The organism is Pirellulales bacterium (genome assembly GCA_035533075.1).
Taxonomy (GTDB): domain Bacteria; phylum Planctomycetota; class Planctomycetia; order Pirellulales; family JAICIG01; genus DASSFG01.
This window is the reverse complement of sequence record DATLUO010000131.1, coordinates 21,176-40,148: the sequence shown is the minus strand read 5'-3', so window position 1 is coordinate 40,148 and position 18,973 is coordinate 21,176. Positions and strand designations below refer to the sequence as shown.

The window sequence follows — 18,973 nt, the reverse complement described above, 5'->3', positions numbered from 1 at the left end:
GCGCCGCTGGCACGAGAGCGAAAGGAATCGCCATGAAATCCACACTGCGCCGCGGACCGCCCGTCGAGTCGTCGTCCGAATCGAGACCCGCCGCAGACGGACAACTCTCGCGCGCCGCCCGGCCCGTCAACCCCGCCGCTCGGCAAGCGGCTCCGGCGATCGACCACACCTGGCTGGCGCTGGCCACGCTGTTGGCCTTGGTCGGCGTCGTCGGCAAATGGCTCCTGCTGCCGTTTCCGGTTTCCAGTTTGGGTGAATTCATCCGCTGGTTATTGCGGTTGGCGGTGGTCTCGGCCCCGGATGTTTGCTTTGCCGCGGGTCTGGCGATCGTTTGCGGGTCGCTGTCGCGTATGCTTGCTTGGTGGCCCTCGCCCGTGAGTCGAGTCGGGCGATGGTTGTCGATCGGTTTGTTTGCCTTGTGCGGCGCGTATGCCGTGGCCAGCGTGCCGATGTTCAAAGTGACGAAGGTGCCGTTCACCGTCCGCCTGCTGTCGTTCGTGGGCGGCCCCGAGGTGATGCTGTCGTCGGCCCGCGAATACTTTCCGCCGGGCACTTTGGCCCTGCTGTTCGCCGCCCCGCTGGCGATCGTGGCGGCGCCGACCATCGCGCGGCGGCCCATCGCGCGGCGGGTGCTTTCGCCGATCGGGCCGAAAACCACGGCCCTGCTGTGCGCCATGGTCTTGGCCGGCGGCGTCGTCTGCGAACGTTATGTCCGCGCCGAGTGGACCGACCCCAACCGCTGGGAGCGGCGCATCGCACAAAGCCCGCACTGGGTGCTGTTGGCCTCGTGCGTGCAGGAATTCTCGAAAGACCAGCCGTTCTCGCACAACTACTCGTTCAGCGAAATCGACGACCGCGATTTCCGCCGGGTGAAGGCCGATGCCACGGGCCGGGCGCCTTTGGTGGCCGCCGAGCGCCGGCCGAAGAACGTCGTCTTGATCGTGCTGGAGTCGATCGGCGTGGAATACGTCGGCGCCTACGGCTCGCGCTTTGCCGCCACGCCCAATCTCGACCGTCTGGCCGCCGAGCGCGGTGTATTGTTCGACAACGTCTACGCGCAAGCTGCGTCGAGCTGCAAAAGCCTGGTGGCGCTGTCGCACAGCGTTTATCCGCGGCCCGACTGGCTGCTGATCGTCCGCGACCATCCGCAGTTCGACGTCGTCAGCCTGCCGCAGGTGCTGAAGGTCCACGGTTATCGCACCTGCTACGCCCATTCCGGCTCGTGGGGCTGGCAGAAGCGGGACGTATTTCTCAAGGCCCGCGGCGTCGATGCGGTGCTCGACGCCGGCAGCCATCCCGGAAAGGAGATCAACTCCTGGGGCATCGACGACCAGACGATGTACCAGGACGTGCTCGACTGGATCGACCAGTATCCGCAACGGCCCTTCTTGGCCTACGCCTACACCATCGAGACGCACCATCCTTATTTTCCGCCCGCCCAGCGCCTCGATTTCGGCGTGAAAGACGAGGAGCTTGACCGCTTCCTCAATGCCCTGCGCGCCGCCGACGCCACGCTGGCCTGGTTCATGGCCGAGATCGAAAAACGCGGCCTGGCCGACTCGACGCTGGTGGCCATCACGGGCGACCACGGCGAGAGCTTCGGTCAGCACAACCTGCGGACGCACAGCTTCGGCATTTACGAACAGGCCGTCCACGTGCCGCTGGTGCTGCTCAACCCCGGCTTAAGCGAGATGCCTCGGCGGAACGACATCGTGGGCCGACACATCGACGTGGCGCCGACGCTGCTCGACGTTTTGAACGTTCCCGCGCCGAAAGAATGGCAGGGCGAGAGCCTGTTTCGCCAGCGCGACGACCAGCGGGCGTATTTCCTGTCCGTCGGACACGAAGTGGTGCTTGGCCTGCGCGACGGCCAGTACAAATACCACTACTACGTCGACACCTCGCACGACGAGCTGTTCGACCTGTCCCGCGACCCCCGCGAGATGGCAAACCTGGCGACGGCCGAGCCGGAACGTGCGCGGGCCTATCGGGCACGGCTCGGCGGCTGGGTCACCTATCAACGCGAGTTCTTGGCCAAGCATGGCGTGCGGTGACGGCGCGGGATTGAACGCCATCGTCAACGCACATGGCCCGGCTCGCCACTTCATTGGTTACTCACTTTGGCAACCGCAGCCGAATGCTTCATTTGTCGCCGCCTGTCTCCCAGACACGGTCGTTCCAGATGCAGTAGCCAGAGAGGTTCGCCGCACGACGTTATACTTCACGCGGCCGGAAATGAGACGTCTGTAGGGAACGCCCTCCGTGGCGTTCCGTGGAGCCGCGGCGACGTGATTTCGCGGATCACGGAACGCCACGGAGGGCGTTCCCTACAGAGAGTCGTTCGGGCGCGAATGCGTCATTCTCGACCGCGTGAAGTATAGCGGACGTCGGCGTGCAGGACCCCCTTCGACAAGGAGCGAACCAGGCAGCATAGTCCTGCTCGGCGGCCTGGCGTCTTACGTCGCGCACCAGGATGGCGACCGCGGTCACGAGGGCCAGCGGCGACATGATGGCCAGATAGACCTTGCTCGGCAGCGTTTGGCCGATCCAACACTGCGCAACCGCGATGGCCGTGACCGCGTTCATCACAACGTGTATCTCGCAGAGCTTCCGCGCCAAGTATACGGCCTGCCGAAGCCCGGCCTGAAACCAGCTTGTGCGGAGATGTTCGGCGGCGACTTCGTCCGCCCCACGCCGCTGGACGAGCAAAGGGCCTTCGATCTGCTTGAGACGAGCAATGTACGCCTTGTACCGCGTGTCGTTCGCCAGCCCAATGAGCAACAGGCCGAGCGCGAACGCGCATCCGAGAAGAAGCCACGCCTCACCGCCGCTTCGACCAGCGCCATAACCCAGGCTGAACGGCACAGCGAGATTGACTACGTGGTGCATGAGATAGTCGAGCTGGATGCCGTCGAGCGAAGCCGTGCCGTTGAGCCGGGCAACCTGCCCGTCGACATGGTCGAGCAGATACCATACTTGCAGCAGCAGAGCGCCCACGAAACACGTTCCGATCGTGCCGATGCCGAAACAGCAGGCCGCGGCCAGCGCAACCGCCGTGGCCAGGCCGGTGACGGCGTGCGCCGAAACTCCGCTGGGAGCAATCACGCGCGTGACGTGCAAAGCCGCCGGCCGGCTGATGCGGCGCGCCATCCAATTGCCCGATTGGCGATAATCGGGCTTCTGGCAGCGGCGTTCGAGTTCGGCCAGCGTCAGTCGGGGCATGGGTCGGGAGGCGTTAGGTATTGGGCGTTAGGCATTGGGCCATTTGAACAATTTCCGTCTTGGCAAGCGGTTTTCCATCCAGCCAGCCGCCAGCCGGCCGCGGCCACAACGCTCCACACCGCCAGCACCACCACGGCGTTGCCTCCGAGGCGCGCGATGTCGATGCTCTCCGCTTGCACGTCAGTCAGCCACAAGGCGGGTGCCAACGGGAAGAGCAAGACAACGATGTGCGTTATCAGGTAGCGTCGTCTTGCGGCGGCGTCGAGCCGGGGCCAAATCGATACGGACAGCAACAGCAGATAGTAGCCGGCATAGACGATCGCCGTACACGCGGCCACGCCCATGATGCCGTGCCCCGTCGCCAGGACGGCGCCATCGGCGACCGCGCCCGCGGCCAGCGCAACAACGGCCGCGGCCATCGCCAAGCGCTCCCGGCAAACGGCCACCAAGTACTGGTTCAGCGGCAGAGCCAGCGCCAGCATGATGATGCCCGGCACGAGCCACGTCGCCGGTACAAGGCCCGGCCGATAAGCGGGAAACAGGCACGCGAGCATGGGAACGGCGATCACCAGCCCGGCTGCCGCGCTGAGCGAGGTCACCGCCGCCAGCAGCTCGCTGGCGCGCGCCGCCAGTCGGGCGACTTCGTCGCGGCGGCCCGTCCGGCCGAACAACTCGCCATAGCGCGGGGCGACCACCAGGGCAAACATGTTCGCCAGGCCATAGATTTGTCCGGTAATCAAGAGCGGCGTCGAGTAACACCCCAGGTCGAATTCGCGATTGCTCGAAATGGCGAGGATCATCAGCTTATCGAGCGATTGCAAAAGCGCCGTGGCGACGCCGCCCAGCAGAATCGGGCCGCCGATGGCGACCAACCGCCGGATCTCGCTCCACTGCCAGGCCAGTGCCAGCGGGCCGACGCCTCGCCAGTGCAGATAGCCGAGCGTGGCCAGCAGCGTCAAAAGAGTGCCGCCATACAGGCCGGGCAGACCCCATCGCCAGGCGCCCAAGCCGGCCAGGCCCAACGTCAGCGACCCTTCAACGAGCGATGCCCACGACGTAAGCGCGAACGACTGCTTGCACCGCAGGATCGTCACGTGGAAGGTGAGGTGCCGCTGCACGACCACCAGCGCGCCCAAGGCCAGCAGGCCGACCAGCCAACTATCGGCGGGCAGGCCGCCACGATCGCGCGCCAGCCAGAGACCGGCCGCGGCCAGGGCGATGCCGTACACAAGGCTCGTCACGGTGTTGACCGTGAAGGCCAGGTTCAGCCCTTGCTGGGCGCGGGCCGTCTCGCCACTGCCGACGGCGATCGCCAGCTCGCGCGCGGCCCCTTTGCTGACGCCCAGGTTCGTGTAGTTGGCATAGCCCAGCAGAAGCTTGAGGCCCTGCCACACGCCCATCTGGGCCGGAGTGAGCGCGGCGCGGAGCACGAGACTGGTCACCACACCGAGACCCTGGCAGACGACCGACGAGCAGCCCACCGCCGCCATATCGGCCGCCAACCGCCGCCATCCGCTGACGGGCGACGGAGCCTCCGCCAGCGAGGTCAGCGTGCTGTAGTCGGCCGCGGAGGAGTGCGACATGGGATGAACGACTCTTAAAATCGGTGTTTCGGTTCGTCGTAAGGTGGGACCAGCGAGCTTGCGAGCGCCGGCCCACCGCGAACGACGTCGCTTACGGTGGGCCAGCGCTCGCAAGCTCGCTTGTCCCACCTTACGGAAGCTCTCGACCGGATGCGCCGAGCACCAACAACTGTTGATCGCTGTCGGCGATCAGGCCATCCACGATTGAGCGAGCAGCGGCCTCGCCGACGTTGGCAAGCATCCGATCGGCGGTTTCGGCCGGCTTGGCCCAGCCGCGCTCAAGAGCCGCGTCGACCAACGCCGCCAGCTCGCCTGCGGTCCGGGCGGTGCCGACGAACCCCCAATCGTCGGCCGGCAGCACGTTGCCCGAACCGATCGGCAAGATCTGCACAACCGGTGCTCCGGCCAGGGCGGCTTCGATGCCGGCGGTCGAAGCACAGCTCAGCACGCAATCGCTGGCCGCCACCAATCGGGCGAGATTCTTGGAATGGACCACGCGCACCGGCAATACGGGACGCGATTCGTTCCGTTTGCCGTCCTCCAGCCACGGTTGCAATCGCGGCTGAAAGCGGATGAACTCCTTCTTGCGAGCTCGAGGGTGCAGCTTGATGGTCAGCGTGGCGTGTTCGATTTGCGATAGGACTTCATGCACCATCTGCAGCATCAGCGCGTAGTTGCCACTCGTGAGATGGAACTCGACGCCGTCGGGTCGCTCGTCGCGCGGCTCGACGGTCGCCAGCAGCAAGAACCGCCTGGCAGGTCTCTGCGATGTCGGCCGGGCCGGAGGACGCTCCAAGAGACGCGGTTTGAGATTCGGCCAACCCGCAACTCGAATCTTCGCCGGCGCCACGCCCCAGGTCTCGAGCTGCCGCTGCGCAGACTCGCCCCAGACGCAAATCTCGTCGGCGGCCGGCGGCACGAAGCCAAACGGTCCGCACGGCGCGCCGTGTTGCACCACAGACGACCGCGCGCCATGACGGCGGGCCAGTGCCACGGCGATGCGCTTCAGCGGAGTGGCGTCTTCGTCGAGCACCAAGGTGGTGGGGCGGACCGCGCGAAAATGCCCTTCGATGCGGTCGATCAAAGCCGATTGTTGCTCGCCCACGTCCGCCGCGCGTTCCGCCAGCCATCGCTCGAGGGGCCGCGCCAGGTCGATGCCGTCCGAGCAAAGCTCCGCCCCGGTCCAGGCATCGTTGAATCGCCGCGCCACCGCGTCGTCGGCCTCGCACACGAGTTGTTCGACGCCCGCGGCCCGCCAGCGCCACCAGCAACGCAAAGCAAACCGCTCGTACAACCACCACACGCGGCAGCCCCGCGCCAGCAGCTCGGCACAAACCGGGTTCAAAATCCGTGGACTGCCGCACAACACCACGCGCGGCGCGCCGTCGCCTTCTTCGGCTGGGGGCGCTGCGGGCCAGCGGCGGGCACGTTCCGCCCATTGTCGCCAAGCAAGCGCTCGCCGCAATTTGGCCGCTTTCCGCGCGGGCGGTTGACGCCAATGCACTTCGAGCGTCGCTTCGCATTGCTGCGCGAGTTGCTGAATGAGGACGGCATACGCTTCGTCGCGATGGGCCGTCAGGTACAGATCGATGCGCTCGCCGGGCGTCAGCGTCCGAACGTCTTTGAAGAACCCCGACACGCGCAGCAGCTTGACAAGGAAATAACGCAAGCTCAGCGCATTGATGTAGGGAAAGCTCGTCGCCGGAGGGTCGGACGGCCCGCCGCCCGCGGCGATTTCCGCCAACTCAATCGCCCGCTGGTCGATCCACGCGAAGCGCGCATCGATCGACTCGTCGAGCGACCACCGTCCCGCGCATTGCCGGTCGGCCGGCCAGCTTCCCTCCAGCAGAAGCTCGTCCTCGTAGCCCGCTTGCTCCGCAAGCGGACCGTCCCACAAACCGTGTCGTGCAAAGATTCTCATCTCAGGCGGCACTCGTCAGCGGGTCGGCGTGATGGTAGCGGGCATCGACAACCTGCAGCAACTCGTCGAACCGCGTCAGATAATGGTCGGCCACCGCGCCGGGCCCATAATTGAAGGCGATGGTTTGCAGTCCCACGGCCCGCGCTCCCACCAACTCATCGCCGTCGTGGCCCACGAACGCGACATCGTCGCTGGCAAGCTGCATGGCCGCCAGGGCCGCGCGGTAGCACACCGGGCTGGGCTTCGTGTACTCCAAGTCGATCGACGACAGGACCGCCGAAAAATAGCCGCCCAGGCCAAGTCGCCCCAATTGCGCCCGTAGCCCGTCGCCGTCTTGTTCGGAGTCGCTCAGCACGGCCAGAGCCACCCCTTGCCCGGCCAGCCGCGACACGGTCGCCCTCACGCCGGGCAGCGGTCGGGCGTTCGCTTCCAGGTCGCGCTTGCGGGCCTGGCTGGCCGCCTGCACTTCGTCGATCTGACCGTGCGACAAGCCGATCGACAGCAGGAATGACTGAAACGCCTCGTGATAGTCGCGGCGGCCGCGGTAGACGTCCGCCAGGAAATCGTCGTCCCAGATATGGTACAACGTGCGATAATGCGTGTGCAGGCCCATCCGTGACAAAAGCTGCAGCAACCAGCGGCGCCAGCCGGTGGCATCGTAGAGCACGTCGCCCATGTCAAACAGCAAACCTTGCACGGGTCGGCGTTCCATCATCGTGTCGAACATGCGGGGGGTCCTCCTTGACCGACGTAATCCAAAATCCAAAATCCAAAATCTCAAAAAACGTCTTCCAGTTTCAGTTTTTCATCTGCCGCCAAATCTCGTTTCAGCCGCCGCCCCACCACGCGCTGACGATCGAGCCACGAAAGCCCGTCGCCGGGACATTTGAGAACCAGCATCGGCTCTTCGATGCGCGTGCCCTCCGCCAGCGGCACGCGCGTCACCAGGCTGCGGCCCAGCTTGGCACGCACCGTCGCCACCCCTTCCGCAACGGGCTTGTCCGCTCGCCCCAACGCCGTCTCCACCTGCCGCACCTGTCTGACAAGCTGTCGAAACTCGTCCGGCTCCAGCGAGCAGGCGTGGTCGGTGCCTTTCAGACTCCGGTCGAGCGTAAGGTGCTTTTCGACGATCGTCGCTCCCATCGCCACGGCCACCGGCGCCAACAGGAGGCCGGTGGTGTGGTCCGAAAAACCGACAGGCACGGCGTAACGCTGGCCGAGCGTGACCATGCTCCGCAGGTGTACGTCGCCCATCGGCGTCGGATAGAGCGACGTGCATTGCAGCACGGCGAAGGGCGGACCCGCCTCTCGCACGACCTCCACCGCCTCGTCGATCTCGGCCAGGCCGGCCATGCCGGTCGAGAAAATCACGGGCTTGCCGCGCGCGGCCACGTCGTCCACCAGCGGCAGGTTGGTCAGGTCGCGCGAGGCGATCTTGAACGCGTCGACGCCCAGCTCGCCGAGCACGGCGGCGCTGGCGACGTCGCAGGCGGTCTCGATGTAGATCAGGCCATGCCGCCGCGCTCGTGCCGCCAGCAAAGCGTGCTCGTAGGCCGAGAGCTCCAGCGCGCGGCGGTGCTCGCCGTAAGTGGCGCCGAAGGCGTGCCGGCTGTCATAGCGGCGGCTGCGTGCTTCGCGCGAAAGCTCGCTGTCCAGATCGCGCTTGACGAGCTTGATGGCGTCGGCGCCCGCCCAGGCGGCGGCGTCGATGAGCTGCTCGGCCAGCGACAGACTGCCGTTATGGTTTTGGCCGAGCTCGGCCACAACCAGCGCCGGTTGCTCGGCAGCGATCCACCGTCCCGCGATTGCAAAACCACCCGCATCCATTCGCGTATCCTTTCGCCCGCTTAGGCCGACATCATTTCGGCGATGCGGTCCCAGTCGAGCCCCTCGTGTCCCAGCCAGTCATACATCGTCTGTGCGTGTTCCCAGGCCTCGTGATTGTCGACCGACAGCCACACCTTGCCCGATTCGAGTGCCGCGGGGACGGGAATGAATCGCAACCGAAAGCGGTCGGGATGAGAACAGAGGAACCGCGTCACGTGGTGACGGTCTTCGACCGTCGCCGTCTGTTCGGCCCGCCGCAAGGCATCGGCCGAGTACCATTCGGCGAAGTTGCCCAGCCGCGAGCGGATGACCGGCCGCCCATCGCGAAAGCAAAAACCGACGTAATCGCATTCCGGCTGCGATTGAGCGGTGGTCACCAGCCGGTCGACGAGCACCGGATCGACAAACGGGTGGTCGGCATCGATCTTGACCAGTCCCGTGGCCCCCGTGGCGTCGAGGGCCGAGTTGAGCTGGCCCACGAGATCGGGCTGCTCGGCCCACAAGATCGGTATATCGGCCGGAACAAGATCGGCCACCGCCTCGCTGCCCCCGGCCTTGTCGCCGCTTGCTCGGCCGGCCACAACCACCACGCCGTCGAGCTGCTGGCAATCGGTGAGCCGGCGGACGATCAATTCCAGCAAGGGCCGGCTGCCGAACTTACGGCGGTGCTTCCTGCTTGGTTGCTCGTTCGGCGTCTGAACGCAAACGACTCCCATTGTCGAGGTGACTGCCACGGTCGCTCCTTCGCTCGCAGTGTTTGATGTCCTTCCTTGGCGCGGCAGGAAGTCTAACACCCACTTCGCACAAGGGTCAAGCCGAGCGGGTGCGGTAACGCGTTTTCGCCCCGTACTCTGTAGGGAACGGACTCCGTGCCGTTCCGTGCGGACCGACGGAACGTCGATCGACATCCGGCGGAACGGCACGGAGTCCGTTCCCTACAGAGATCGGTGAATCCTCCGACAATTCACCTTGGACGGGCCGCCGTCTCTCGCTAGAATCCCGCCCTCGCTGCTGCCGCGCTGGCGGCGGCAGCCGGGTCATCCCCGCCCGCCCGCCGGGCAAATTCGAGCAAGGCATGGAGGCCAAACGTGGACGTGGATAAGGTACTGGTGACGGGCGTAGATGGGCTGGTCGGGGCGAATGTCGCCGCGGTCCTTGTCGAGCGGTGCGAAGTGCTGGGCATCGCCGGGCAGGCCGAGGGGCCGGAAGGGTGCCGGATGGTTTCCTGCGACCCCTATTCCGCGGACGATCTGGCGCGGGCCATCGCTTTGGAATCGCCGCGGCAGATCATTCACTGCGGGCCGCTCTCGCGTCCCAACTGGGACACGGCCGAGATTGCCGCTCCTGACGCGGAAGGCGAGGTGCGGTTGGCCACGGCCGTCGTGTCGGCCGCTCAGCGGGTCGGCGCCCGCTCGGCGATTCTCCTCACCGACGCGGTTTTCGCCGGTCCGCGATTATTCCACAACGAGGCTTCGCCGCCCCAGGCAACGACTCCCTGGGCCGAAGCGGCACGTGCCGTCGAGAACGCCCTGATCGATTGCAATACCCTACTCGTCCGCACGCACGCCTATGGCTGGAGTCCGTCCGGTGCGTCGGCCAATTACGCTCAGCATCTATGGCAACGTTTGTCTCAGGGCGAGCCTTGCGAAGTGGATGCCGAGCGGCACGCCACGCCGATTCTGGCCAGCGATCTGGCCATGCTCGTCCATCTGGCGTTGCAAAAGAAACTGACGGGCCTGATGCACCTCACCGGCGCGGAGCGAACGAGTCCCTTTCGTTTCGCGGCGGAGCTGGCGTTGGCCTGCGGTTTTGCCGGCCGGCACGTGCGTGTGGCGAAAGACGTGGCGCCGCGGCGTCCGCGCGTCGACGAAACCTCGCTGAACACCTATCGCGCGCGGCGCGAGCTGGAAACCCCGCTCCCCTTGCTTCGCGAAGGGCTGGCCCGCTTCGCCGAGCAGGCCGAAAACGGTTTCCGCGACCGTCTCGACCCGCGCTCGCGGTTGCTGCACGCCTGCGCCGCCTGACGCGGAATCTTCATTCGTCCGCAGCAAACGCGAAGCGTAAGCGAGGCGGCGCGGGAATTCAGCCGTGGCTGGAAACCGGCGCAAACCCACGGCTAGATTTGGCGATTGCCCGCAAAGCCGCGTAGCGGGAATGACGCGCCACGGCCGGCCTCGTGCCGGTGGGGCGTTGATTGACAGCCAGAGACGAAGCGACGACCTTCCTTCCTTCCGACGGCAGCGCGCGCCACGGGAGTCCGCCAGCCGCCGCGTCGCGGCGGCTGACGGACTCCCGTGAGGGAAGGGGCATTTTGTCGCGCCGGCCTCTGGCTTCCAATCATCGCCCGACCGAGGCAAGCTCGGGTCGTGGCGGAGGTGTACCCTGCATCCTGCCGCCTGGCCTCGCAGCGGCGAAGCTGCAATTGACGCTGGGCAGCACAGGAAACCGAATGCCACGAAGCGGTTTCAAGAGGTAGACGCGGATGTGGCGGCTCAAGTGTGCGGTGTTTGGGCTGGCGATCGCGCAGATGCCCCACGAACGCCCCGGCCGCCGGCGTTCTCCGCATCCTACAATCCGGCGGTCAATAGACCGTCGCGCGAGCGAGCTTCGCTTGTGCGTCCTTATCATGCCGGCTGCTGCTGCGTAATGCAGTGAAACGCGCCCAAGCCCCACGCCAACTCCACCGCCCGTAGGCCGCAAACCCGCCGGTCAGGAAACAGCCTGGCGAGCATGTCGAGTGCCAGCGAGTCGGCGGCGTCGCCGAACTGCGGCACGACGACCAGCCGATTGGCAATGTAAAAGTTCATGTAACTGGCCGGCAGGCGATGCTCGCCAAAGAAGACCGGGGCCGGCATCGGCAGCAGGACGACTTCCAGCGGGCGCCCTTGCTCGTCGCGGGCCAGGCGCAAGCGGCGAAGATTGTCGTGCAATGGCTCGTAGTTCGCATCGTGCGGGTCGTCTTCCACCGCCGCCACGACGGTGCGCGGCGAGACGAACCGGGCCAACTCGTCGATGTGGCCGTCGGTATCGTCGCCCACAATGCCGCCGCCCAGCCAGATAGCGTGCCGTGTGCCGCAGTAATCGTCCAGATAGCGTTCGATTTCGGCGCGAGTCAGGCCGGCATTGCGATTCGGATTGAGCAGGCACTGCTCCGTGGTGAGCACGCTGCCGCTGCCGTTGACGTCGATCGCGCCGCCTTCCAGGACGATGCCCGGCTCGATGCGGCGAAAGCCAAGCAGCTCGGCGATGCGTCGCGGCACCTGCTGATCGAGGTCGAAAGGCGGATATTTTCCGCCCCAGGCGTTATAGCCCCAGTCCACCAGCGCCGGCGGCGTGTCGGCGGGGCCGACGAGAAACATGGGGCCATGATCGCGCATCCAGGCGTCGTTGGTCGGGATGTCGTGCAGCGTGATGTTTGGCAGATGCCCGACCAGCCGCCGGGCCTCGCCCATCACCGCTTCGCCACCGGCCAGAATGTGGACCGGCTCGGAACCGGAGAGCACACGGACCAGTTCGGCCCAGATACCGGGCACCGGCTCGAATTGGCCGGGCCAGGAGTCGCGGTTGTGCGGCCACGAGAGCCACGTGGCGGCGTGCGGCTCCCATTCGGCCGGCATGCGATAGCCGAGGGCGGCGGGAACAGGGCTGCGGTTAACCACGAAGACACCCAAGAGTGGACGGAGATATTGCAAATTGCAAATTGCGAATTGCAAATTGCAAATCGGGAACTCGGTGGGCCGGCGCTCCCAAGCTCGCTGGTCCCACCCTACGTCTCTCATCCCTCATCTCTCATCCCTCTCATCCATCCAGATACCGCTTCACAAGATCGCCGTAAGCGTCGATGCGCCGGTCGCGAAGGAACGGCCAATGCGTGCGGACCACGTCGATTTGATCGAGATTGCAATCCACCACCAGCGTGGCCTCGACGTCGTGGGCGGCGCGAGCGAGCACGTTGCCGTTGGGATCGGCCACGAACGAAGCGCCCCAGAACTCGATCTGGCCTTCTCTGCCCGTGCGGTTCACCGCGGCCACAAACACACCGTTGGCGATGGCGTGGCTGCGCATCATCGTCTCCCAGGCCGAGTGCTGGCTTGCGCCGAACTCTTCTTTCTCGCTTTCGTGCCAGCCAATCGCCGTGGGATAGAACAGAATCTGGGCGCCGGTCAGGGCGGTCAGTCGGGCGGCTTCGGGATACCATTGGTCCCAGCAGACGCAGACGCCTGCCCGACCGTAACGTGTGTCGCAACTTTTGAAGCCCAGGTCGCCCGGCGTGAAATAAAACTTTTCGTAATAGAGCGGGTCGTCGGGAATGTGCATCTTGCGGTAGAGACCGACCTGCCGGCCATCGGCGTCGAACACCACCGCCGTATTGTGGTAGAGGCCCGCTGCCCGCCGCTCGAAAAGCGAGCCAATCACCGCCACGCCGTGCTCGCGGGCCGCCGCCGCCAGCGCCTCGCCGGTCGGGCCGGGAATCGGCTCGGCCTCGCCAAATCGGGCGTGATCTTCCGATTGGCAAAAGTATTCGCCCGCGAATAATTCTTGCAAGCAAACGATTTGTGCTCCGGCCGCCGCCGCTTCGCCGATGCGGGCCAGTGCCTTGCGGACGTTGGGTTCCTTTTCGCGCACGCAAGTCATCTGCACCAGCGCGATGCTGACCTTGGAGGGGGAGGAGCCGTAATGTGACTGAGCCATGTTGTGAATGGTAGCGTAGCGATGGCGATTTGGTAGCCCGCTCACTCCGAGAGCGGAACGGCGTTCACATTTGGACGATCTTCACTACGAAGGACCCGAAGCAGTGGCAAAGCCGTTCCGCTTGCGGAGCAAGCGGGCTACCGTGCGCAAGCGGGTTACGCGCGCGGCATCTCTTCCACTTCGTCGCCACGCTGCACGAGCACCGTGACGGGCATGCCGATGAACAGCCCCGTGCCGACCACGCCCGGTATGTCGCGGATGGCGCGGTCCAGATCGTCGGGCCGGGAGATTGGCTGCACGCGGCAATCGAGTATCTGGTTGCCGTTGTCGGTGACGAACGGCTTGCCGGCCTGAAACCGCGGCTGAGCACGGCATCCCAGCGTTGCTAGCCGGCGCGTACACAAGGGGACCGCGAACGGGATGACTTCAACAGGCAAAATGCCATGCGACCCAAGTTGCGGCACGAGCTTTTCCGGGCCGACCAGGATTACCAGCCGGCGGGCCGCCGCCGCGACGATTTTCTCGCGCACCAGCGCCCCACCATAACCCTTGATGAGGTTTCCGGCCGGATCGACTTCGTCGGCGCCGTCCACGTCGAGATCGAGCGTTTCGACGCGGTCGAGCCCGATGATCGGAATGCCGAGCTTCCTGGCCAACTCCTCCGAAGCTTTGGAAGTGGGCACGCCGCGCACCACAAAACCCTGTTTGACTTTGTCGGCCAGCGCCTGAATGAACGTGGCGGCGGCATGTCCGGTGCCCAGTCCGATCACCGCATTGGCGGGGACCATTTCCAGTGCCCGATGGGCGATTGCCTGCAAGGAATGCGGCTGGCTAGTCATGGAGAGGTTGGCATGGAAAAGGAGCGGGCCCGACACAGCCGCCATTATCCCGACCCCGAAGGGACGGCGTCAATGACGACCTCGATATGACGCCGCACCGCGTCCGACCTATGATTCTAGCAGCTATACTTCACTCGGCCGATAAGGAGACGGTTCGCCGCGAGGAAAAGCGGTGGCTGGGGCAGAGCTTGGCCAAATAGCGGCTAGCGACCCTCAACAGCGTGGCGGCCAAGCGATGCCCCGGTGCGACCAACCGGGGCATCGCCTGGCCGCCGAGATGAACGAGGTGCTGGCCTTCACATGGCCAGGCTCTGCCCCAGCCACCGCCAATGTTTCATTCTCGTGCGTGTGAAGTATAAAACCATTCAAGCAAGCAAGGAGCGGGTGATGAGGATTTTAAGTTTTTTGACGGCGCCGGCCGCGGTGGCTGCCGGCGTGATGCTGGTTGCGGCGACCACCGCGTCGGCCCAGGACGTTACCAATTCGCGAGCGATGCCCGGCAACGAAGCCCCGGCCGGTCCGCACGTCTTTTATTGGGGACCACCTTCGGCCGCAACCCCGCCGGGCCGGCCTGAAAACCAGTGGCGCTACCGTCTGCACAACGGTCGTTGGTGGTATTGGACCAAAGACGACGCCTGGTCCTATTACACCGGCGATACCTGGGTGCCTTATATGCCGAACAGCAAGTTCGCGCCGCGTGGCGGCCCGGTGCTGGGTCCGATCGCCGGTCTGCTGGGCCGACAAGGTGTGGTCGTGCGTGGTGAAACCGCAGGACTGACTGCGATTCCGGGCGATCATGCCGCGGCGCCGAATTTGAGGCGCGGGACCGTGTTGCCCAAATACTTGAAGCAACAGACGCTGCCAGGCGGCGAGAACGGACCGGCCCCAGAAAGCGAGGAACCGGTCCCTTCAAAGGAACTGGACGGCGCGAACGAATAAGCGTTGTCTTTTGCACCGTGCCGGGCGGCGATTTACAATAGACCGCATGACGCACGACGCACTTGGCACGCTGCCGCAGAACTGGCTCCACGACGCGAAGCTGCGGCGATTGGCAGCGTGGGGCGCGGCCGGCTGTCTGGCCGGCGCTCTGGCCGGGCAAATCTTGCTGGCGGCAACACGCTCCCGCGCTGTGAGCGGCGGGCAGGCCGTCTGCCTGTTGATCGACTGTTCGGGCAGCATGACGGAAGGCGGACGCGGCGATGAAGGCCGCCTAGGCGAGAAGCTGCGCGAAGTGAAATCGGCCGCCACCAGTTTCGTCGCGAGGCACCACGGCGCGGCCGACCGGATCGCGGTGGTCGGTTTCGGCCGCTCAGTGCATCGCGCCAGTTCACTGACGAGTGACGCGGCCCAACTCGATAGCGCCATCGCCAGGCTCGCCGATGGCGGAACCACCGCCATGGATCTTGGACTGGAGGCCGCCGCCCGCGAGCTCGACAACCGTCCGGCGGATTGGAGCGACGGCTCGGTCCCGCGCAGCATCCTGCTGTTTACCGACGGTCAGCCCGACGATGCCGAAGCCACGCTGAACGCCGCCGGCAAGTGCCGTTCATCGGGCCTGCGGATCGTAGCCATCGGCACGGGCGATGCCGACACCGATTTTCTCGACCAGGTCACGGGCGACCGCAAGCTCGTGTTTTCAGTCAACTCAGGCGACTTCGACGAAGGCTTCCGTCAGGCCGAAAAGGCGATTTACGGCGGCTCGCTGGTCGAGTCGGGCGCCACGCAGGGCTTTTGGCGCAATCTGCTGCGGACCGCGGGTTGGGGCCTGCTGGCCGGCTGCGGCATGTCGTTGGCACTCGTCGCCGGGCAGAACCGTTACTTGCATCGCCCGGCATTCAGCGGAGGCGAAGCGACCATCGCGGCGATCGGCGGGGCCGTCGCGGGCGTGTGCGGCGCGTTGGCCGGTCAAATCCTTTATTCGTTCGCCGCGGCGACCGCCGAACTGCCGGTGATCGGCGCGTTGGCTGCGGTGCTGATGCCGCTGGGGCGGATCGTCGGCTGGACGTTGATGGGCCTGCTGGCCGGTTGGGGCCTGTCGTGGTTCGTGCCCAATCTGGGGGCCGCCCGCGGCGCGCTGGGCGGAGCGGTCGGCGGTGTGGTCGGCGGACTGGCCTTCATCCTGGCCTCGGTATTGCCGGGTGGCGCCGGCGGGCTGCTCGGCGCGGCGGTTCTTGGCGCGGCGATCGGCATCATGCTGGCGCTGGTCGAAGCCGCCTTCCGGCAGGCCTGGCTCGAGGTGCATTACGGCGGCAAGGAAGTCGTCACGGTCAGCTTGGGAACGACGCCCGTAAAGATCGGCAGCGACAACCGTGCTTGCCAGGTCTATGCGCGAGGCGCGCGTCCGCTGGCCTGCCAGTATACTTTTGCCGACGGCCAGATCGTGTGCGTCGATTTCGCGACGGAGAAATCGACGCACGTCGAGCCGGGCCACGATCAAGACATCGGCGGCGTGCGCGTGGTGGTGCGCGGGTCGCACCAGCTTGGCGCGATCGGCGGGAGCGGGCCGGCACAAGCGATGCGCGTGGCACCGCCGCCGGCGCCCAAGGTAGCTCGGCCTTCCGCCGCACCGCCGCCGGATGCGATTGCCCCCGACGCCAAAGCGCCTGCACGCACACTTAGCGCACCGCCTCCGCCGCCGCGAAAGACGCCGCCGCCCGCCAGCGCCGCACCAGCGGCGCCGCCGGGCGAGACTCGCGTCATCCGGCCCGTGCCGCCACCCCCGCCGCCGCACAAGAAGGAGTGATCGGAGGCGCGGAGGATGGCCTTCCTAGGCCGTCGAGTGCATTACGGGACGGCCTAGCTAGTCAGTATTGATCGCCCGGCATCGTTTTGGCGCGAATTGGCCATCTTCGAAATGCCTGAAGGGGCGCGCTTGTAACAAGCGGATGTCGATACCTTCCGTCGCGGAAGCGTAAAGCCATCAGACATAAGGTTTGCGACTTTACAGTTGGAGGGGTGTCGTCCGTCATGCTGCTCACTTGCGCCGCGCGCGGCGCAAGTGACGGCGGTCTGTAGTCTGCGGCAGGGGGCCGATGGGACACGCGCGTCGCATGGTCGCGAGGTAAACGGCTTTCCTCTCGCGGAGCGAAAGGGCTACGTGGCAGATGCGCCGCGCGCGGCGCATCTGTCGGCTCCGTCAGCGCACCGGCTCGGCGACGGGCGGCGCGGCGCTCGATCCGGCCGCGTGAGCCACTTCGCCGTGCATAAAACGATTGCACCCGCTGTTGCCCGACACCCGCAGGCGGAACCGCTGCAAGTCTTCGTCGATACACAGGCCCATCGTTTCGTCTTCGGGTTCCGCGGTCGGCTCGATCTGGAACCACATACAATCTTTACAGAGTCCCCATTCTTCGTCGGCCATGATGTTGTCCTCCTCAGGAAGAAAGTATTCCGAGAAAGGGAGCATTCAACGTGCCAAAATCACCCGGCCACCATCCTCAGGCGTCAGGCGTCAGGCGTTTTTGTCCTGATGCCTGACGCCTGAAACCTGACGCCGCTTTTGTCCTGACGCCTGAAACCTGTCGCCTCAAATCGGCTGCGCGAGCCGCTTCAAGATTTCGGCGCGTAAGTGCTTTTCTCCTTCGGTCTGCGGCGGCCGGCCGAGGGAGAGATGATCGAAGTCGAGCGTCATGGTGTCGTCGACGCCGTCCAGGCGGCCGCTCTTGACCGCCACGACGCCGTCGCCCTTACCGTAGGTCAACTCGTCGCCGTCGGCCAGCACGCGCTCGATCTTCGGCGCCAAGAACTGCACCACCCGATGGCGCTCTTTGGCCTCGGCAACGCGCTGACGCAACTCGGCAACCGCGTGCGCGCTGAGCCGTGCCCCGGTTCCCAACAACAGAGCATAGTACACGTGCGGGTTTCGCGATCGAGCGTTCAACTCCTTCAAGAACAACGAATCGGGCCGCAAATCGTCGGCGGCTTCGCTCAGCCCGTCTTCGACCGTTGCGTAGAACCGTTCGGCCACGTTGCGCGCTTTGGGGTCGTCGAGAAACTGCCAGATTTGCAAGGCAAAGCCGCAATAGGCAAGCGCCGAGCCGTGGTTGGGCGACGCCGCCATCACAAGCTGCGCGACGTTACCGGGGTCGAGGGCCGGGTCTTCCAGCACGCGCCGCGCCACCAGTCCGCCCATCGACAGCGTCACCAACCGCAGGCGCACGGCCGGCCGATCGCGCCGGAACTGCCTCAGCTCGCGCGCCAGCAGCTTCGCCGAATCGTCCAGCGGCTCATCGCCCGGATAGGCAAACTCGCCCACGCGCAGACCCGCACGCCGCAGATCGGCGGAAAGCGAGGCATGTTCTTCGGGCGTCGAGCCGAGGCCGTGCAACACCACCACCGCGTCGCCCACCGCCGGCTGCGCGCCGTCGGGCCACGAGAGACCATAGTCTCGCCGCAAGGGAGTGTCGGCCAGTCGCTCCGTCGCGGCCAGCCTAAGCACTTTTTCGAATCGCCGCTTCGAGGCCAGCATGGCGCGACGGTCGAGCGTGACTTGCAACTTTGGTTCCGCGTCGGCGGGTTGCGGAGGGAGCACAGCAAAACGAATGCCGCTCGACTCCATCAGTACGTTCATCAGTCCCAGCACCAGCCGCGTGTGCCGGCGATTGAGGTCGAATGACCGGTGTCGCGGCACGTCGTCCAAGGCGTCGCTGTCGAAGCCCTTGGCTTTTGCCAGACCGGCCATCAAATCGGCCCAGGCCACTTCCCCGTCTTTCGCTTCGATGACCACGCGCGTCAGTAGCGTATCGGGGTCCTGGTCGATCGTGATTCGTGGCGATACGGCGGCCGGCACCGGCTCGTCGTCGGCCGCGACCGGTCGCGACGCCAGACCGGCCAGCAGTAGTACCGGGGCGACGGTAAACAAGGAGAGTTTCGTGTGCATTTTTGAACCT

At 65.7% G+C, this 18,973-nt stretch carries 15 protein-coding genes; 4 read left to right on the top strand and 11 right to left on the bottom strand.

The features are described from left to right. Positions 1-32 precede the first annotated feature (32 nt). The gene (locus VNH11_16670; protein ID HVA48005.1) at positions 33-2,054 is read left to right on the top strand and encodes a sulfatase-like hydrolase/transferase; all 2,022 of its coding nucleotides are present in this window, start codon (positions 33-35) and stop codon (positions 2,052-2,054) included. A gap of 247 nt (positions 2,055-2,301) precedes the next feature. On the opposite strand, the gene VNH11_16665 is transcribed toward VNH11_16670, so the two are convergent. The 6 genes from VNH11_16665 to VNH11_16640 form a co-directional block, all read right to left on the bottom strand. Then, entirely contained in the window at positions 2,302-3,222 is a 921-nt protein-coding gene (locus tag VNH11_16665; GenBank protein HVA48004.1) for a hypothetical protein, read from the bottom strand. Next, positions 3,210-4,805 (bottom strand): oligosaccharide flippase family protein, encoded by a 1,596-nt coding sequence (locus VNH11_16660; GenBank protein HVA48003.1) that lies wholly within the window; start codon positions 4,803-4,805, stop codon positions 3,210-3,212. The genes VNH11_16665 and VNH11_16660 overlap by 13 nt, the downstream gene beginning before the upstream one ends. 130 nt (positions 4,806-4,935) lie before the next feature. Then, the gene (locus VNH11_16655; protein HVA48002.1) at positions 4,936-6,726 is read right to left on the bottom strand and encodes a hypothetical protein; all 1,791 of its coding nucleotides are present in this window, start codon (positions 6,724-6,726) and stop codon (positions 4,936-4,938) included. 1 nt (position 6,727) lies between these two features. After that, positions 6,728-7,453, bottom strand: a complete 726-nt coding sequence (locus VNH11_16650; protein ID HVA48001.1) for an HAD family hydrolase — start codon at positions 7,451-7,453, stop codon at positions 6,728-6,730. A gap of 50 nt (positions 7,454-7,503) precedes the next feature. Then, a complete protein-coding gene (locus tag VNH11_16645) occupies positions 7,504-8,553 on the bottom strand; it encodes an N-acetylneuraminate synthase family protein (protein ID HVA48000.1) in 1,050 nt (349 codons plus the stop codon). Positions 8,554-8,573: 20 nt separating this feature from the next. Next, entirely contained in the window at positions 8,574-9,287 is a 714-nt protein-coding gene (locus VNH11_16640) for an NTP transferase domain-containing protein (GenBank protein ID HVA47999.1), read from the bottom strand. A gap of 354 nt (positions 9,288-9,641) precedes the next feature. On the opposite strand from VNH11_16640, the gene VNH11_16635 reads away from it, so the two are divergent. Beyond that, positions 9,642-10,577 (top strand): sugar nucleotide-binding protein, encoded by a 936-nt coding sequence (locus VNH11_16635; GenBank protein HVA47998.1) that lies wholly within the window; start codon positions 9,642-9,644, stop codon positions 10,575-10,577. Positions 10,578-11,177: 600 nt separating this feature from the next. Here the strand turns inward: VNH11_16635 and VNH11_16630 are convergent. From VNH11_16630 to rpiA, 3 genes are all read right to left on the bottom strand, one after another. Next, the gene (locus tag VNH11_16630) at positions 11,178-12,332 is read right to left on the bottom strand and encodes an agmatine deiminase family protein (protein HVA47997.1); all 1,155 of its coding nucleotides are present in this window, start codon (positions 12,330-12,332) and stop codon (positions 11,178-11,180) included. A 19-nt stretch (positions 12,333-12,351) separates the two neighbouring features. Then, positions 12,352-13,245 (bottom strand): carbon-nitrogen hydrolase, encoded by an 894-nt coding sequence (locus VNH11_16625; protein ID HVA47996.1) that lies wholly within the window; start codon positions 13,243-13,245, stop codon positions 12,352-12,354. A gap of 155 nt (positions 13,246-13,400) precedes the next feature. Continuing rightward, positions 13,401-14,084, bottom strand: a complete 684-nt coding sequence (rpiA, locus tag VNH11_16620) for a ribose-5-phosphate isomerase RpiA (protein ID HVA47995.1) — start codon at positions 14,082-14,084, stop codon at positions 13,401-13,403. Between the two features lie 387 nt (positions 14,085-14,471). Between rpiA and VNH11_16615 the strand changes: the two genes are divergently transcribed. Further along, positions 14,472-15,023, top strand: coding sequence for a hypothetical protein (locus tag VNH11_16615; GenBank protein HVA47994.1), 552 nt, complete (start codon positions 14,472-14,474; stop codon positions 15,021-15,023). Between the two features lie 46 nt (positions 15,024-15,069). Further along, positions 15,070-16,827 carry a vWA domain-containing protein gene (locus tag VNH11_16610; GenBank protein ID HVA47993.1) on the top strand — a complete coding sequence of 586 codons (1,758 nt, stop codon included), beginning with the start codon at positions 15,070-15,072 and terminating at the stop codon, positions 16,825-16,827. Between the two features lie 393 nt (positions 16,828-17,220). On the opposite strand, the gene VNH11_16605 is transcribed toward VNH11_16610, so the two are convergent. Together VNH11_16605 and VNH11_16600 are read right to left on the bottom strand one after the other, a co-directional pair. Then, the gene (locus VNH11_16605; GenBank protein ID HVA47992.1) at positions 17,221-17,445 is read right to left on the bottom strand and encodes a hypothetical protein; all 225 of its coding nucleotides are present in this window, start codon (positions 17,443-17,445) and stop codon (positions 17,221-17,223) included. Positions 17,446-17,610: 165 nt separating this feature from the next. Continuing rightward, a complete protein-coding gene (locus tag VNH11_16600; protein ID HVA47991.1) occupies positions 17,611-18,963 on the bottom strand; it encodes a hypothetical protein in 1,353 nt (450 codons plus the stop codon). Between the last annotated feature and the right edge of the window lie 10 nt (positions 18,964-18,973).

Excerpts from the sequence above, each read along its gene's own strand:
- VNH11_16615 (HVA47994.1), top strand. The coding sequence starts at position 14,472 with ATGAGGATTTTAAGTTTTTTGACGGCGCCGGCCGCGGTGGCTGCCGGC.
- VNH11_16645 (HVA48000.1), bottom strand. The coding sequence starts at position 8,553 with ATGGATGCGGGTGGTTTTGCAATCGCGGGACGGTGGATCGCTGCCGAG.
- rpiA (HVA47995.1), bottom strand. The coding sequence starts at position 14,084 with ATGACTAGCCAGCCGCATTCCTTGCAGGCAATCGCCCATCGGGCACTG.
- VNH11_16625 (HVA47996.1), bottom strand. The coding sequence starts at position 13,245 with ATGGCTCAGTCACATTACGGCTCCTCCCCCTCCAAGGTCAGCATCGCG.
- VNH11_16665 (HVA48004.1), bottom strand. The coding sequence starts at position 3,222 with ATGCCCCGACTGACGCTGGCCGAACTCGAACGCCGCTGCCAGAAGCCC.
- VNH11_16670 (HVA48005.1), top strand. The coding sequence starts at position 33 with ATGAAATCCACACTGCGCCGCGGACCGCCCGTCGAGTCGTCGTCCGAA.
- VNH11_16610 (HVA47993.1), top strand. The coding sequence starts at position 15,070 with ATGACGCACGACGCACTTGGCACGCTGCCGCAGAACTGGCTCCACGAC.
- VNH11_16655 (HVA48002.1), bottom strand. The coding sequence starts at position 6,726 with ATGAGAATCTTTGCACGACACGGTTTGTGGGACGGTCCGCTTGCGGAG.
- VNH11_16660 (HVA48003.1), bottom strand. The coding sequence starts at position 4,805 with ATGTCGCACTCCTCCGCGGCCGACTACAGCACGCTGACCTCGCTGGCG.
- VNH11_16650 (HVA48001.1), bottom strand. The coding sequence starts at position 7,453 with ATGTTCGACACGATGATGGAACGCCGACCCGTGCAAGGTTTGCTGTTT.
- VNH11_16605 (HVA47992.1), bottom strand. The coding sequence starts at position 17,445 with ATGGCCGACGAAGAATGGGGACTCTGTAAAGATTGTATGTGGTTCCAG.
- VNH11_16630 (HVA47997.1), bottom strand. The coding sequence starts at position 12,332 with ATGAGAGACGTAGGGTGGGACCAGCGAGCTTGGGAGCGCCGGCCCACC.
- VNH11_16600 (HVA47991.1), bottom strand. The coding sequence starts at position 18,963 with ATGCACACGAAACTCTCCTTGTTTACCGTCGCCCCGGTACTACTGCTG.